This window comes from Chryseobacterium sp. (assembly GCF_022869225.1).
Lineage (GTDB): Bacteria > Bacteroidota > Bacteroidia > Flavobacteriales > Weeksellaceae > Chryseobacterium.
In genome coordinates this window covers 1,497,353-1,513,737 of the sequence record NZ_JALIHL010000001.1, presented here as the reverse complement: position 1 = coordinate 1,513,737, position 16,385 = coordinate 1,497,353, and the positions used below count along the sequence as shown (strand labels likewise).

The window sequence follows — 16,385 nt, the reverse complement described above, 5'->3', positions numbered from 1 at the left end:
AAATTTTATATAATGAAGCGAGGAATACATTTTTTACTGCTGCTTATTTCCTTTACGGTTTTTGCACAGCAGGTACCTGTTGACACGGCCCAGGTAGTGATCCCAGGCCGGCAGAACAGTACGGAAGCCCGGTCGAAACCTTATGTGATCATGATCTCAACAGACGGTTTCCGCTATGACTATGCTAAAAAGTATAATGCCGCAAACCTTTTGAAACTTTCCAATGAAGGGGTAAAAGCTGAGGCTATGATTCCAAGTTATCCCAGCATTACCTTTCCCAACCACTGGAGCCTGATCACCGGACTTTATCCTTCGCATCACGGCTTAATTGACAATTTTTTCTACGATTACAAGAGAAAGGAAACCTATGCCATGAGCAATAAGAAAAATGCAGAAGACGGAAGCTGGTACGGAGGGACTCCACTTTGGGGGCTGGCAGAAAAACAGGGAATGGTATCTGCCTCTCTAATGTGGGTAGGATCCGCAAGTGATGCCGGAGGAATGAGACCTACGTATTATTATCCCTACCATGAAAAATTTACACCCTCCGAAAAAGTGGAAAAAGTGGTCAATTGGCTAAAATTACCCGAAGATAAAAGACCTCACTTTATTTCATTATACTTCCCGGAAGTGGATGGAAGCGGACATCATTTTGGACCCGACACCAAAGAAACTGAAAATGCTGTCCACCTGATTGACCAGGCAGTTGGTGATTTGGTTCAGAAAGTAAACAGCTTAGGCTTAAAAAATGTGAACTTTATTTTTGTTTCCGACCACGGAATGATCAAAGTAGACGGTGGTGCACCCTTGGAGATCCCGGCCGTCCTTTTTGATAAAAACAGATTTGATTTTTATAATTCACAGACACTTTTGAGAGTCTATGTTAAAAATCCGGATGAGGTAAAACCGGTTTATAAAGAATTAAAAACCAATAAAACGGATGACTATGAGGTTTATTTGGATAAAAAACTCCCTAAATATCTGCATTTTGCGACAAAAGATGACCGATATAACAGAATAGGTCAGATTCTTCTGATTCCAAAAGCACCTAAAATATTCCTCGAAAAAGGGAAAAAGACATCCGTAGGAAAACATGGCTACAACCCTAGGGTTGTCCCTGAAATGAAAGCAACCTTTTATGCTTGGGGACCTGAATTCAAAAATAACCAGGTGATCAATGAGTTTGCTAACGTGAATGTTTATCCTTTGGTGGCAGAAGTTTTAGGATTAAAGATGGATCAGCCGGTGGATGGAAAACTGAAAGTATTGAAGGGAATCCTGAAAGATAAAAATTAATGCTAATTAGTTTGTAACAAACAGTTTCGGCGCACCAAAGGTGCGCCGAAACTGTTTTGTTAAATCTTTAAAGTCTCATGGATTCTGATATCTCCAGGAAAGCAATCATCTTAAAATCCCCTGGCAAATTCCTTGGCAAAATCTTCCAGCTTAATATTTCCGGTAACAGAAGCACCATGTTCAATAAAGTCTTTTTGTACCACACCCGTTCTCATTCCTCTTCCCATTTCAGTATACAATTCCGCCATATCCTTTGGAAGGCCTGCCTGTAACATTCCGTTGAGTGAATCTTCATCGGAAAACTCAACCCAAGGTAGCTCGGGTTTCGCTATTGAAGCTCCTAAAACCTTGGCAAAATCCGATGCTTTTCGGTTGTCTCCTACTATATATCGGATAGTATTGCTGTTTTCATTTTTAACAAGCTCTTCAGCGGCAGCTTTGGCAATGTCAGCAGGATGTACCAGCGGAATTTCTGTGTTTTCGGGATAGTTGCCCCCAATGATTCCCGCATTTTGAATTAATGGGATATCGTTAAAAAAATTAGTGTAAAAATATCCGGCTCTTAAGAAAGTGAATGCAGTATTTTCTACCTCATGGTATAGCTTTTCAATATGATGAAGTCCTTTGATCGGCCCATTTTCTACCGGGGATTCAGCTCCTACACTGCTAAGCATTACGGCACGTTTTACCTTGGTTGTTTTTAGCGCTTCAGCATAGTTTTTTCCTGCATTGATTGTGTTTTCAACAATGTTGTTTTCACTGATGGCAGGCGGAGTCATAACAAAAACAGCATCAGCGCCAGTAAATGCTTCTGTTAAGAAATTGACGTCTGTGATAGATCCGATGGCAGGTATGGCTCCCAGAGATTCAATATCCTGTCTTCTCGACTCATTGCTGCTGATGACCGTAACGGTATGCCCTTCCCCTACCAATTGTTGGGTTAAAGGTTTTGCTACATTTCCTAGTGATCCTGTGATTGTAATTTTCATAATAAATATTTTTTTATTTCTGAATACAAAGTTATATTTGTACTTACTTTTATACAAGTACTTACCCTAAAGTATGTAGCTATGACAGCCATCAAAGAAAATTCAACCATTCAGGAAAATAAAAAAACAGTACAGGATTGTCCTGTAATGTATGTGATGGAAAGGATCGGAGGTTTCTGGAAACCTATTATTCTGTTTAACCTTTCCACAGGAGAGAAGAGATACAGCGAATTGAAAAAAGCTATTCCCGCAGTAACGGAGAAGATGCTGATCCAGCACCTCAAACAACTGGAAGCAGACGGGCTGATCATCAGAACAGCAAGACCTGTCATTCCGCCCCATGTGACCTACAAATTAAGTGAGGCTGGCAATGGGCTGGGCTCTGTGATTGACGCTATGGCAGAATGGGCATTTCAGGATATGGATGGAAAATATAAACGGGGAGAAGCGTAAAATCTGTAATGCACAAAGTACAGTGGGAAGAAACCTGTAATAAAATGAAACATCAGCAGGAACGGGCCTTAACCCGTTTTGATGAATATAATATTCCATTGGCTTTAGCCGAAACCTAAAAATAGGATCAGCAAAAGGCCCTTCATTTCGAAGAGCCTTTGTATACTAACAATATCTGATCGGAAACCCAATATATTACAAAGACTGCATATCGATGACGAAACGGTATCTCACATCACTTTTCAGCATCCTTTCATAGGCCTCGTTAATTTCCTGCATCCTGATCAGTTCAATTTCTGAAACAATATTGTGCTCACCGCAGAAATCAAGCAATTCCTGAGTTTCCGCAATACCACCAATAACAGATCCGGCCACTGATTTTCTTCCCATAATCATAGGAACAGTGTTTAAAATAGGTTCCAACCCTCCCAGATATCCAACAAGAACATGGGTTCCGTTGATATTTAAAGTTGCCACATAAGGGTTTACATCGTGTACATAAGGTACCGTATCAATAATAACGTCAAATTTTCCTTTTACAGACTTCATTTGCTCTTCATCTGTAGAGATAATCACGTGATCAGCCCCTAGCTGCTTCGCATCTTCGGTTTTTCCCGGTGTTCTTGAGAATAAAGTAACTTCAGCTCCTAATCCTTTAGCCAGTTTGATCGCCATATGTCCAAGACCGCCTAACCCCACTACAGCTACCTTAGAATTGGGTCCTACATTCCAGTGTCTTAGAGGAGACCATGTTGTAATTCCGGCACACAATAAAGGGGCTACTGCTGCCAGATCAAGGTTTTCAGGTACTTTTAAAACATGATGAGAATCTACCACCACTTTCTGTGAATATCCCCCGAAAGTATGGCCTCCCAAATGTTGGTCATGACCGTTGTAAGTTCCGGTAAATCCATTCAGGCAATATTGCTCCAGATCATGCTGGCAGCTTTCACAATGACCGCAAGAATCTACAATACATCCCACTCCTGCGAGGTCACCCACTTTAAATTTAGAAACCTCGCTTCCTATTTTTGTAATTCTTCCTACAATTTCATGGCCCGGAACTGCAGGGTAGATGGTTCCTCCCCAGTCGTTTCTGGCCGTATGAAGATCAGAGTGACATACTCCGCAGTATAGAATTTCGATCTCTACATCCTTAGGCGTGATTTCTCTTCTTTCAATATTCATTTCTTTCAGGTCTGCTGTGGTAGACTCTGCTCCATACGCTTTTACTGTAAATGTGTTCATTCGATTATTTAATTTAAGTTAATGAGTTCAGTTTATAAATTGTGATATTCCTCATCCGTTACCCGTTCCCTCCATTCTACAACTCCGTTTTGGGTATTGGTATTGATGGCAATATGAGTGAATTCACTGTCAGGAGCGGCTCCATGCCAGTGAATTACGTGAGGAAGAATATTAACTATATCTCCCGGATGTAATGCCTGTGCCGGTTTTCCTTTTTCCTGATAAAAACCTTTTCCTGCAGTAACGATTAAGATTTGTCCACCTCCGTGAGAATGCCAGTTATTTCTGCATCCGGGTTCAAAAGTGACATTTCCGATCTGGCAGTTCAGTTCATCTTCATTGGGTTTTAAAAGAGATACCCATGCTGTTCCTCCGGAAAAATATTCAGAAGGTGCCTTTTCTCCTTTCGGAAAAATGTTTGTAGTAAAAGTTTCCATAACGGTACAAAAGTCGAAACTTTCAGCCAGACCCTGCTTATACAGATTACCGAATTACTTACCAATTTTACAGAGGTTCTTTTCATTATTCGGGAAAGTAGTAATTTTGAATAAGATTTAAAACATATTCAATGGAAAATCAGGATGTTGAAAAAGTAAATAGTATTTCAGATTACAATAAAATGGTCAACCATGAAACCCTGCATCCGCTGGTGAATGTAGTTGATTTTTCAAAATCTGCTCCTATATGCAGTTATAGAAGAACTTATACATTTTATACTGTTTTTCTGAAGGATGTGGTCTGTGGTGATATGCACTACGGAAAAAACAGCTATGACTATCAGGAAGGAACGCTGGTTTTTATCGCTCCCGGACAGGTGAGCGGAGTCAGGAATGATGGAAACCCTATTCAGCCGGCAGGCTATGCCCTGTTATTTCACCCGGACTTAATTAAAGGGACCAATTTGGGAAAACATATCAAAGACTATACTTTTTTTTCTTATGATGTACATGAAGCATTACACCTTTCCGAGAAAGAAAGAGAAATTGTGCTGGAGTGTTTTAAAAATATCAGGTTAGAACTTGAGCAGCCGATTGATAAGCACAGCAAATCTTTGGTGGTCAACAATATTGAATTGTTTTTAAATTACTGTATGCGTTTCTACGACCGTCAGTTTATTACAAGGGATCACATCAATCTGGGAGTGATCGGGAAGTTTGAAGAGCTGGTAGATGAATATTTAAAATCTGATAACCCTAGAAATATAGGATTTCCCATGGTAAATTACTTTGCAGAAAAACTGAACTTATCAGCCAATTATTTTGGAGATCTGATCAAAAAAGAGCTGGGAATTTCACCTCAGGAACTTATCCACAATAAACTCATTGACGTAGCTAAAGAACAGATCCTGGATCAGGAAAAATCGATCAGTGAGATCTCCTATGATCTGGGTTTTAAATATCCACAGCATTTTACAAGATTATTCAAAACGAAAGTAGGAATTTCCCCTAGCGAATATAAAATCCTGAATTAGTTCTAAACCCTTTTGCCGTTAAATAATATCCGGTAAATTTTTTATTTTCTTAACTTTAAAATAGAAAATTTTTCAGTTTTAAAATGAAATCACAGCAGAAAGGAACTTATATTTTTGAAACCCGCTTCGGGAGAATCAGGGGTTGGAGAGAAGAAGGTGTTATCAGGGCCAAAAGCATTCGTTATGCCCGTTCCGAAAGATATCAGAAACCTGTCCCGGTACAGTCTGCTTCTTCAGAGATTATTTTTCCTGATAAGACTCCGGTTTGTCCGCAGGCATTAAGCCCGCTTGTAGAAAAGATGATTGGAGCTGCCCCTGTTGAACGTTTTGAACCTGACGAATCTACGCAATATCTTTCAGTAACACGCCCGGAAAACAGATCTGAAAACGAGAAACTTCCTGTTGTTGTATGGATCCATGGCGGCTCCCATGAAATAGGATGTGGCGATCTGCCTACTTCCGATCCCGCTGAGTGGGTGAAAGAGCAGCATATTATTGTCGTTACGGTTTCTTATCGTTTAGGTCTTTTTGGGTTTTTGGGAGGAGATGAAAAAAGACCTGCGAACCTCGGACTGTTCGATATGATTGAAGCCTTACAATGGATAAAGACCCATATTGCTGATTTTGGAGGGGATGCTGGGAACATTACGCTTTTGGGGCAGTCTTCAGGAGGCGATGCTATTGCCCATCTGATGATTTCAGAAGGCGTGGATGATTTGTTTCAGCGGGTGATCATTCAGAGCGCACCTTTGGGACTGCGTCATAAAAGGCAGAAAATGTCTGCAGAATTTCTGAGGAAAACTGAAGCGCTGAAAGATGAGGTTGATGTATTGAAGATGATGGATGAATACGGAAAATTGATGCCCTCTGCGATAAAATACGGCTTGAAAGCAGCAATGCCTTTTGGAGTTCAGTATGGATTTTCTCCTGTATGCAAAGAAGAAGAGGCCGTAGAGCAATGGAAGACAAATGCTCACAAATATGATGTGTTGATCGGGCTGAATAATGATGAAACAGCATTTTATCTCAAGACTTCTGAAGCTTTGCATAAATATTTTGGAAAGGGAATAGGGCTGAGAATTATGAATAAGACGGTCAAAAAAACAACGGAATTTATTTATGGAACACCGGCCAGGATATTTGCAGAAAACTATGCAAAGGCGGGAGGAAATATTTACTTGTTCAGAATTCATTCCGGATGGCAAAATAATTCTATAGGAGCACCGCACTGCATTGACCTTCCCCTTATTTTCGGAAACGAATCCGCCTGGAAATCTTCCGGATTGTTAAAAGATATTCCATGGAAGGATATTCAGGAAAATGGGAAAAAACTCAGAGCACTCTGGGCAGAATTTGCACGCACCGGAAATATTGCTGACCGCTCAGAGAGGCCGGAAATTTTAGCGCTTAAAAAGGTGCTTTAATGGAGAGGTATACGAATTTTACAGGCGTATTGTATAAAAAGTTATGGTCTTATTCGGTAAAAATTTGATGGATTATCTGTTGTTTTTGCTGTGATTATTCAATCATATGTGATATTTTATGTATATTTAGCTTGCTAAATCTTAAAATAATCATAATCATGAAAACAAAACTTTCTTTAAATGCAAGAAAAATTGAGAGACACGAACTTAAAAATCTGAAAGGAGGAATTATCATCCGGGACAGGGTATGTTGTGCATACAACGAGGATAACTACTGTTGTGAATGGGCTATTGATTTCAGGAATTGTCGGGGTATTCAGTGTTAGAAGCTGTAAATTATTCTGTTAACATAAACTGTATAAGGCATACACGACCAGAGAACAATGATCTGATCATGTATGCCTTTTTATTGATATCTATTTAGTTTATTCAGAAACCCATACACTTACGTTTCCTGCCGGAACCGGAAAGTCTCCCCATCCGTTTTCATCAATGATGACTTTATTGTTAAACCTTTTCAACAGGTCTTTAAACTTTTTCCCGGCATGTTTTTTTCCCACTTCCATAGGTTTGTTGTACGCATCTTTGTTACTTAATACAACAGCGCATCCTGCGTGCCGGTCATCCCCGTCACGTACCCATCCCAGGCAGTTGGCATCTTCAAAATAATCGCGTTGATCACCATAAGCATAATCTTTTCTGGCTTTGAGGAGCTCTTCTATTCCGTCTATTTTTGGCATAAATATCTCCTGATCATTACCCTCACGATCTTTATCAATGTAGTGGGCTCCATACAGATCCGGATAAAAAACACATGGATAGCCGTCTTTCCGCAGCAGGATCAGGGCATAGGCAATAGGTTTAAACCAAGGCTCTACAGGTGCTTCCAGATCCTGAAGAGGCTGAGTGTCATGATTGGCAACTAGACTTACAGCGTGTAGCGGATCAGCCTGGGTAAGCGTTTCATCAAAAATTCTCCGAAGATCGTAAGATGCTCCTTCCCTGGAGGCATTATGAAAATTGTTCTGTAAGGAGCTGTCGAAAAGACTCATACATCCTTCCGTTACTTCAATATATTTTTGAAGCAGATGAAGATATCCCGGAGCCCAGTATTCTCCTACAGCAAAAATGTTTTTTTTAGAATTGGAGCGGAGCAGCGTGATCCATTCTTTATAAAAGTCAAAAGAAATATGTTTTAAAGCATCCAGCCTCACACCGTCAAAGTCAGTCTGGTCAAAATACCATTTTGCCCAGTGATTAAGCTCTTCCCGTACAAAAGGATTACGATGTTCAATATCATTATACATCAGGTAATCATAATTGCCTTTCTCGTCATCTATCATTTCTTCCCAGTCATTTCCATATTCAGACTGTATTTTATAGATATGAGATTCCATTCCTTCAGCATAATCTACTCCGCTGAAGCATGTAAAATTCCATTCAAAATCGGAATATTTTTTTCCTCTTCCGGGAAATGTGAATTTGGTATAAGATTCAATTTCGATGACATCGGAAATCACTTTTTCCCTGTTGTTTTCATCTACCTTTACCGCTTTGAATTTTTCAAGCTCATCACCACCGGCTTTATGGCCGAGGACAATATCCACAATGACCTCTATATTTTGCTTTTTTAATGCTTTAATCGCTTTTATATAGCCGTCTTTGGTTCCATATTTGGTGGGAATAGTTCCCTTTTGATCAAATTCTCCGAGATCATAAAGGTCATAAGCGTCATAGCCGATAGAGTAGCCTCCATTCGTGCCTTTGTAAGCAGGAGGAAACCATACAGAAGTGATCCCTAATTGGCTTAAATATTGAGCCTGCTTTTCGGCTTCTTTCCACAACTTTCCACCCCCTTCAGAATACCAGTGGAAAAACTGAAACATTGTTAGGTTCATACATTTGAAGATTTGGTGGATACAAGATAGTAAAAAAATATGACCTACCGGTTCTCAAATTCTTCAAACGGGATTTTTAGTTGAACTGAAATCTGTTTCTTTTCTTCGGTATTGAGTTGAGAAAGAGACAGCCCAAGTAAACGAACCGCTTTATCATAAGGCCGAAGGTCCCAGAGTTTTTTTCCGGTGTCAAGATATTGTTCCGGGGAAGTAAAATACTCTTCTCTTGTAATACTTCTTGTAAAAAGAGAAAAATCTTTATATTTTATTTTTAATGTTAATGTTCTTCCAAGAATATTATTTTTCTGCAGGCGCTGGTGAAGCTCCTGTCCCAGACTTTCCAGTTTTTCATTGATCTGCTGTTCATCAAAAAGATCTTCAAAGAAAGTTCTTTCCACGGCAACACTTTTCTGAATCCGGTGAGGTTTTACTTCCGAAGTATGAATACCACGTACCACATTGTAATAATGTTTCCCTGATTTTCCAAAAAGCCCTACCAATTCCTCCAGTGATCTTTTCTTTAAATCTTTTCCTTTATAAATTCCTAAACTAAACATTTTGTTAGCCGTAACTTTGCCAACTCCATAAAATTTTTCCACAGGCAGCGCTTCCAGGAAACTTTCCACTTTATCCGGATGAATCGTTTTTTGTCCGTTAGGCTTATTGATATCGGAAGCTACTTTTGCCAGAAATTTATTGACAGAGATTCCTGCAGAAGCAGTGAGCCCGGTTTCTTCAAATATTTTCTTACGAATTTCTTTGGCAATCAGATTGGCGGAATCCATCCCTTTTTTATTTTCTGTGACATCTAAATAGGCTTCATCCAGAGATAATGGCTCTACCAGATCAGTATATTCGTAGAAAATTTCACGTATTTTTTTTGAGATTTCCTTATAGCGGGCAAAACGGGGAGGGACAAAAATAAGATGAGGGCATTTTTCTTTTGCGGTCTTGCTGGGCATTGCAGAGCGGACACCATACTTTCTGGCTTCATAGCTGGCAGCGGCAACAACGCCCCGATGCTGCCCCCCTACAGCAATAGCTTTGCCTTTCAGGGTAGGATTATCATGCTGTTCCACAGAAGCATAGAATGCATCCATATCCACATGAATAATTTTACGAAGGGGTACCAGAAAATCCATATCACAAAGATATGGATTCCTTTATTTACGATGAATTTTTTATAGAGATGTATGAAGCTGGGAGAGGGAAGTTAATGAGAACGATATAGAAATGGATGATTCATTTATTGAAAGTTAGTTAAAGACTAACTGATTATTTATTGTACTAAAACTACTTCCATCTTCCTGCTTCCAGCCTTTTTCTATTTCAATCTCATGGTGAGAAGGTGGGGTTCAAAACCTGCTTTTTCGTAAGCTTTTATGGCAGATTCATTCTGAGCATATACATCCAGTCTTACTTCACTCATTCCTCTTGATTTTGACCAGGAAATAAGTTCATCGGTGATCACTTTATTAATTCCTTTTCCTCTGTGTTCAGGCTTTACATACATAAAACCTAAATAGGCATACTCTTTAAACCGGTAATAATCCTTCTCTGCTTTTTTGATCAGGGCATATCCTGATGCAATGATCTCGTTATTTTCTTCGGCAACAATTACAGTTGCGTCCGGAGACTGTATAAGATATTTTAAATCATAATAATGGATCTCTCCTTCAATAAGGGTAGTGTTGAAAGGTCTTTCAGCAGTAACAACCCCCTGTTCAAATTCTAAAAGGATCTTTAAATCCTGTTCTGTAGCTTCTCTTGTGATCATGGTAGTAAATTGGAAAATATTTCTTCACATGTAAGTTTTTAATATTGAGCTTACATGTGAAAAGTATTGTATAGTTAAAGGTAAATTATTTTAAAAGCTGGTCTATCGTCTGTTGTATTTCCGGATCTTCCGGAGAGATCGCATAGTATTTTGCAATAGAGGACTTCTGGTCGATAATCATATATCTTGGAATCCAGTTGAGATCAATATAGTTGTTGAAATCATTTTTCCATCCTGATGCAAACCAGTAATTATCCTTATCTTTCATATCGAATCTTGCCAGGCTTTTATCAAACCCTTCTTTTGATCTTTCCAATGATAAGAATACAAAATCTACATTCGGATTTTTTTTTCTAATATTTCGGCTTTTGGAAGTGCCTGCAGACAGTCTCTGCACCATCCTGCCCAAAAGTCAATCACTAAGACTTTTCCTTTGTGCTGGTCAAGGATCTGCTGGATTGTAATACTATTTCCTTCTTCATCTTCCAGTTTCTGCTTCAGGGCTTCTTTGGAAAAACCTGTTTTAAGAACCGCAGGGATCTTCTGGGCACCGCTTAATCCAAAAATACCTATCATAAAAATTAATAACAACTTTTTCATTTCGACAATTTCATTTATACAAATCTAAACAATGAACGGCAATCTGAGATTGATTTATGATGAATTAGGAAAAATTTATAATATTGACAGATTCTATGAAAAACCACCCCGTCAAATTTTCAATTGCCACCCCTCCGGAGGAAGGGAATGTTACGTCTTCAGCTGTAACATTAGGAATTTGAAGAGTATCTATTGATAGTTTTTAATCAAGCCTTTCACAACGGCAATCACGTTGGGCATAGCTTTATTGGCAGCATTCAAAACTTCTTCATGAGAAACGGCAAACGCAATATCCGGTCCGCCAAGGTCTGTAATGATAGACATACAGAATACATGCATTCCCATATGTCTGGCAACAATGACTTCCGGAACGGTGCTCATTCCTACCATATCTCCGCCAATGGCTTTGATCATTCCATATTCAGCGGGAGTTTCAAAAGTTGGTCCCTGCAGTGATACATAAACGCCCTGGTGAATTTTGATATTGTTTTCTGAAGCAGCCTGTTCAGCTACTGTAATCATTTTTTTGTGGTAAGGCTCACTCATATCCACAAAACGCGGTCCAAGCTCATCATTATTTTTCCCGCGTAGCGGATGCTCAGGCATCATATTGATATGATCCTTTACAATTACGATATCTGCAACACTGAACGCTGGATTTACTCCGCCACAGGCATTGGAAAGAATCAGGTTTTTTATTCCCAATAGATGAAAAACCCTGACAGGGAAGGTCACGGTTTCCATAGAATGTCCTTCATAATAATGGAAACGTCCGCTCATCATCAGCACCTTTCTGCCTTCGAGCAATCCGTAAATCAGTTTTCCGGTATGTCCTGCTACCGTAGTTTGTGGGAAATTGGGGATGTCTTTATATTCTAAAATATGGATCGGTTCTACTTCATTTTGTAATTTTCCCAGTCCTGATCCTAAAACGACAGCAAAATCAGGAGTTTCCTGAATGATATTTTTGATAAAGTCTGCTGTCTCTTTAATTTTTTCTAACATAATCTAAGATGATTTGATTGAATTCTTCCTTTTTATCAATAAGAACATTGATAGGCCAGTAGTAAACAATTTCTCTAAGATAATCAAAAGTTTTCAGACGGACATAATCTTTCTCTGTGGTTAATATCAGTTTATATTCCCCCAATTTTTTATACTCAGCAAGGATTTTTTTAATATCGTCATCGGTGAAATTATGATGATCTCTGAATTTAAGATGGTTAACCCTTTTTGAGAATTTGGCAAGATGCTCCAGAAGAGGTTTAGGATTGGCAATTCCCGTGATCAGTAAAATATCATAATAATTCAGGTTGTTATCCGGAAGGATTTTATCTTTTCCGTATACATTTTCATCATAGCCGATGGATGAAAAGAATACTTTTTGTCCATAAGAAGGCCTGATCCTTGAAATATAATAGCGTTTGGTTTCCTCCGTCAGTTCATCGGGGCATTTGCTCACCATGATGATGTCTGCTCTTTTAACGCCTGCCCTCGATTCTCTGAGGTCTCCGGCAGGCAGAAGATAATCTTTAAAATAAGGATCATTGAAATCTGTCATCAGAATATTGAATCCTGCTTTGATAGCTCTGTGCTGCAGGGCATCATCCAATACCAATACATCCAGATCCATATCGCCGATCACTTTTTTGGCACCCGGAACCCTTTCTTCTGAGACCGCGATCACAAAACGGTTTTTGAAGCGTTCAAAAAGCTGCATCGCTTCATCACCCACCATTTTATAGTTGCTGTCATAATTGGTCACCTCGTATCCTTTGGTCAGTCTTCCGTAACCACGTGAAAGTACTCCTGTTCTGTAATGTTTGGATAAAAACTGGGCAAGATACATCACCATCGGTGACTTTCCGCTTCCGCCTACAGAAAGGTTCCCGACATTGATTATCGGTGTCTTGAATTTTGTCGACTTAAAAATTCCCCAATCATACATTGTGTTTCGGATACCCGTTACCAAATGATAACCAAGGGAAAAAGGATAAAGGTACCATCTTTTCATACGATTGCAAAAATAGGAATTTTCATACGCATCAGGGTAATATTCTCGAAGACTTTTCAACAAATATTTCGTTAAATTAAAGTATTTTTGTGGAGTTATTACAATACATTGAGATACTTTATTGAATTTTCTTATAACGGAAAGAATTATTTCGGCTACCAGATACAGCCGGACGCCGTTTCTGTGCAGGAAGAACTGGAGAAAGCGCTCTCCACTATTTTAAGAGAAGAAATTAAAACAACCGGCGCCGGAAGGACGGATACCGGAGTACATGCCAAAAAAATATTTGCCCATTTTGATACGGAAAAGGAACTGAACGGCGAGCTTCCACGCAGGCTGAACAGTTTTCTTCCACCCGACATTTCTATCAAAAGGATTTTTCAGGTAAAAGATGACTTTCATGCCCGTTTTGATGCGACCTACAGAACGTATGAATATTATATTTCGCTGGATAAAAATCCATTTACCCAGGAATCTGCATGGCAGCACTGGAAGAGGCCTTTGGATATCAGTAAGATGAACGAAGCCTGTAAAATTTTATTTGAATATGAAGATTTTACTAGTTTTGCGAAATTAAAAACCGACAACAAAACCAATATCTGCAAAATGTATAAAGCAGAATGGGAACAGAATGGAACAGAACTGAAATTTACAGTCTCTGCCAACCGCTTTCTTAGAAATATGGTTCGGGCTATTGTCGGGACAATGGTTGAAATAGGAACAGGAAAATTGAACCCTGAAGACCTTCGTAGAGTCATTGAAGATAAAAACCGTAATGCTGCAGGCACATCAGCACCTGCCCACGGGCTGTATCTGGTAGATGTGGGCTACGAATTTTAAATAAAAAAAACTAAAACAATAACTATGCTATCAATTTTAATTCTTATCGGTGCCTATCGATACTATGCACAATTAGCTGAGAGGTTTGGCAAAACAAAATGGCACCTTGGTCTTTTGGCCATAGGAATTTATTTAGGAACTCAGATTATTCTGGGAGTTGGCTATGGAGTCTATAAAGGAATCACAGACCCTGCTACTTTGGAAAATGTCAATTATACCGGATATTCTATCATCAATATCATCAGCTGGCTGATTTCTATTGCTGCCGTTTGGGGCATTTATCAGCTTCTTGAGAAAAAATTTAAAAGAGAAAATCTTCAAAAGCCGTTAATTGAGATAGATGAAATAGGAGGAAGTTCCCGCAAATAAACCTAAACAGGATAAAGGAAATGAATATCTTTCATCTGAAAACAGGTGAAAGATATTCATTTTGTAAATAACAGAGATCTGAAATTTTCTATGAGGATTTGAAGAAGTTCTAAAGGCAGTCCCATTATAAAGTCTTATTTTTGCATAGAATTTTAATTCTTTTTTTTGATTCGTACAATGAAAAAACAAGATACCTGGGGAATTATAAAAAGGCTGTTCTTTATCGGAATGAAGTTCCGTTCTTGGTTTATCCTTACTTTAATAATTTCTGTATTCCTTTCAATTGTTTCTACCTACAGGCCCTATCTGACCATGGAAGTGGTGGATAATGATATCACCAAACTGCAGGATAAAGCTTTAATGATGAAGCATATCTATATTTTGGTGGGGCTGGTATTTGCAGAAACTGTTTTAAACTTTTTCTTAGTGTATTTTTCAAATTTTATCTCGCAGAACGTTATCCGTGATATCAGAGAAAGATTGTATGCTAAGCTGATCTATTTCAGAACTTCATTTTTTGATAAAACCCCGATTGGGCAGTTGGTTACCCGTGCGGTAGGAGATGTGGAAACCATTGCAACGGTTTATACCGATGGATTTCTGATGGTCTTCGGGGATATTCTGAGGATTGTCTTTGTATTGGTGATGATGTTCAGTACCAATGTTCACTTAAGTTATATTACGCTGGCTATTTTACCTTTGATGGTGGTCATTACAAGATTTTTCCAGAAAAGACTTAAAAAAGCTTTTGGCGACGAAAGGTCATGGACTGCCCATCAGAACTCTTTTGTTCAGGAAAGGCTGGCGGGAATGCCGATCATTCAGGTATTCAACAGACAGGAAGCAGAGTTTAAAAAATTTGACGATATCAATGTCACTTTAAAAGGAGCACTGCTGAGGACCGTATTTATCTTCTCATTATTCTTCCCGGTCGTGGAACTTATTTCGTCACTTTTTATTGGATTTATCCTGTTTTATGGAGGATATATCACGATCAGTGCAGGGGTTGTTATTGCATTTATTCAGTATATATCAATGCTGATCCGTCCTTTAAGACAGATTGCAGACCGTTTCAACAACATCCAGAGAGGGATTGTAGGAGCTGAGAGGGTATTGGGGTTAATGGATGAAGAAAACGCAATGCCGAATACGGGAAAGGTGAAAAAAGATCATTTTGCCGGCAAAATTGAATTCCAACATGTACGCTTTGCTTATGATGAAAAACAGGAAGTGCTGAAAGGAATTGATTTTAAAGTAAATCCTGGGGAAACCGTAGCGATTGTGGGAGCAACAGGTGCCGGAAAATCTACGATTATCAGCTTGATCACCAGGCTTTATGATATTAATTCGGGAACTATTCTTATCGATGATATAAACCTGAAAGATTATGAATTATACAACCTTAGAAGCCACATTGGAGTTGTATTGCAGGATGTTTTCCTTTTCCACGGAAGTATTTTTGAAAACCTTGCCTTCGGAGACGACAGCATTACACTGGATAAAATAAAAGCAGGAGCAAGAGAAATTGAAGTTGATCAGTTTATCGAACAGCTTCCCGGAGGATATGATTATGTGGTAAGCGAAAGAGGATCCTCTATTTCCTTAGGCCAGAGACAGCTGTTATCTTTCCTTAGAGCCTATCTTTCTGATCCTAAAATTCTGATCCTGGATGAAGCAACCTCTTCAATCGATCATGAAAGTGAAAAACTGATCCAGAGAGCCACAGAAAAGATCACCAAAAACAGAACCTCGATCATCATTGCACACAGGCTTTCTACTATTGAAAAAGCTGATAAGATCATTGTCATGGAGCATGGTAAAATTGTAGAAGAGGGCACCCATCTGGACCTTCTGGATAAGAACGGATATTATGCCACTCTTTACAAAGCCCAGCTGCGTCACGAGGTGGAAATGGAAGAAGAGAAGAAATCCTGATTCAATGTGTTCAGTGGAGATCCTGCAAATTTCAGAAAGAATACGATTATAAGAAAAGAGAGTTCAAAACT

The 16,385-nt window shown here is 39.0% G+C and carries 16 protein-coding genes and 1 pseudogene; 8 read left to right on the top strand and 9 right to left on the bottom strand.

Going from position 1 to position 16,385, the window contains the following annotated elements; all coding sequences use genetic code 11:
- Window positions 1-12: 12 nt before the first annotated feature.
- Complete coding sequence (locus MUW56_RS07065; protein WP_292012537.1) at window positions 13-1,296, top strand: ectonucleotide pyrophosphatase/phosphodiesterase; 1,284 nt, start codon at window positions 13-15, stop codon at window positions 1,294-1,296.
- Window positions 1,297-1,406: 110 nt separating this feature from the next.
- On the opposite strand, the gene MUW56_RS07060 is transcribed toward MUW56_RS07065, so the two are convergent.
- Window positions 1,407-2,285 carry an NAD(P)H-binding protein gene (locus MUW56_RS07060; RefSeq protein ID WP_292012536.1) on the bottom strand — a complete coding sequence of 293 codons (879 nt, stop codon included), beginning with the start codon at window positions 2,283-2,285 and terminating at the stop codon, window positions 1,407-1,409.
- 81 nt (window positions 2,286-2,366) lie between these two features.
- Here MUW56_RS07060 and MUW56_RS07055 point away from each other — a divergent pair, with 81 nt between their 5' ends.
- Complete coding sequence (locus tag MUW56_RS07055) at window positions 2,367-2,738, top strand: helix-turn-helix domain-containing protein (RefSeq protein WP_292012535.1); 372 nt, start codon at window positions 2,367-2,369, stop codon at window positions 2,736-2,738.
- Window positions 2,739-2,933: 195 nt separating this feature from the next.
- Here the strand turns inward: MUW56_RS07055 and MUW56_RS07050 are convergent, their stop codons facing one another.
- Complete coding sequence (locus MUW56_RS07050; RefSeq protein ID WP_292012534.1) at window positions 2,934-3,986, bottom strand: NAD(P)-dependent alcohol dehydrogenase; 1,053 nt, start codon at window positions 3,984-3,986, stop codon at window positions 2,934-2,936.
- Window positions 3,987-4,018: 32 nt separating this feature from the next.
- Window positions 4,019-4,423, bottom strand: coding sequence for a cupin domain-containing protein (locus MUW56_RS07045; RefSeq protein WP_292012533.1), 405 nt, complete (start codon window positions 4,421-4,423; stop codon window positions 4,019-4,021).
- 131 nt (window positions 4,424-4,554) lie between these two features.
- Here MUW56_RS07045 and MUW56_RS07040 point away from each other — a divergent pair, with 131 nt between their 5' ends.
- From MUW56_RS07040 to MUW56_RS07030, 3 genes are all read left to right on the top strand, one after another.
- The gene (locus tag MUW56_RS07040; protein WP_292012532.1) at window positions 4,555-5,457 is read left to right on the top strand and encodes an AraC family transcriptional regulator; all 903 of its coding nucleotides are present in this window, start codon (window positions 4,555-4,557) and stop codon (window positions 5,455-5,457) included.
- 83 nt (window positions 5,458-5,540) lie between these two features.
- Window positions 5,541-6,881, top strand: a complete 1,341-nt coding sequence (locus tag MUW56_RS07035; RefSeq protein ID WP_292012531.1) for a carboxylesterase family protein — start codon at window positions 5,541-5,543, stop codon at window positions 6,879-6,881.
- A gap of 158 nt (window positions 6,882-7,039) precedes the next feature.
- Window positions 7,040-7,207: a hypothetical protein gene (locus MUW56_RS07030; RefSeq protein ID WP_292012530.1), complete on the top strand. Its 168-nt coding sequence runs from the start codon at window positions 7,040-7,042 to the stop codon at window positions 7,205-7,207.
- Window positions 7,208-7,306: 99 nt separating this feature from the next.
- Here the strand turns inward: MUW56_RS07030 and MUW56_RS07025 are convergent, their stop codons facing one another.
- The 6 genes and pseudogenes from MUW56_RS07025 to lpxK form a co-directional block, all read right to left on the bottom strand.
- Window positions 7,307-8,779: an alpha-amylase gene (locus MUW56_RS07025; RefSeq protein WP_292012529.1), complete on the bottom strand. Its 1,473-nt coding sequence runs from the start codon at window positions 8,777-8,779 to the stop codon at window positions 7,307-7,309.
- 44 nt (window positions 8,780-8,823) lie between these two features.
- Entirely contained in the window at window positions 8,824-9,921 is a 1,098-nt protein-coding gene (dinB, locus tag MUW56_RS07020; protein WP_292012528.1) for a DNA polymerase IV, read from the bottom strand.
- Between the two features lie 182 nt (window positions 9,922-10,103).
- On the bottom strand, window positions 10,104-10,556 hold the full coding sequence (locus MUW56_RS07015) for a GNAT family N-acetyltransferase (RefSeq protein ID WP_292012527.1): 453 nt from the start codon (window positions 10,554-10,556) through the stop codon (window positions 10,104-10,106).
- An 85-nt stretch (window positions 10,557-10,641) separates the two neighbouring features.
- Window positions 10,642-11,156: pseudogene (locus tag MUW56_RS07010) on the bottom strand (TlpA family protein disulfide reductase).
- Window positions 11,157-11,345: 189 nt separating this feature from the next.
- Window positions 11,346-12,161: a purine-nucleoside phosphorylase gene (locus MUW56_RS07005; RefSeq protein WP_292012526.1), complete on the bottom strand. Its 816-nt coding sequence runs from the start codon at window positions 12,159-12,161 to the stop codon at window positions 11,346-11,348.
- Window positions 12,145-13,170 carry a tetraacyldisaccharide 4'-kinase gene (gene lpxK, locus MUW56_RS07000; protein ID WP_292012525.1) on the bottom strand — a complete coding sequence of 342 codons (1,026 nt, stop codon included), beginning with the start codon at window positions 13,168-13,170 and terminating at the stop codon, window positions 12,145-12,147. The genes MUW56_RS07005 and lpxK overlap by 17 nt, the downstream gene beginning before the upstream one ends.
- Window positions 13,171-13,257: 87 nt before the next feature.
- On the opposite strand from lpxK, the gene truA reads away from it, so the two are divergent.
- The 3 genes from truA to MUW56_RS06985 all read left to right on the top strand — a co-directional run bounded on the left by truA (window position 13,258) and on the right by MUW56_RS06985 (window position 16,314).
- On the top strand, window positions 13,258-14,010 hold the full coding sequence (gene truA, locus MUW56_RS06995; RefSeq protein ID WP_292012524.1) for a tRNA pseudouridine(38-40) synthase TruA: 753 nt from the start codon (window positions 13,258-13,260) through the stop codon (window positions 14,008-14,010).
- Window positions 14,011-14,034: 24 nt separating this feature from the next.
- Window positions 14,035-14,379, top strand: coding sequence for a hypothetical protein (locus tag MUW56_RS06990; protein ID WP_292012523.1), 345 nt, complete (start codon window positions 14,035-14,037; stop codon window positions 14,377-14,379).
- Between the two features lie 177 nt (window positions 14,380-14,556).
- Entirely contained in the window at window positions 14,557-16,314 is a 1,758-nt protein-coding gene (locus MUW56_RS06985; RefSeq protein WP_292012522.1) for an ABC transporter ATP-binding protein, read from the top strand.
- Window positions 16,315-16,385: the final 71 nt, after the last annotated feature.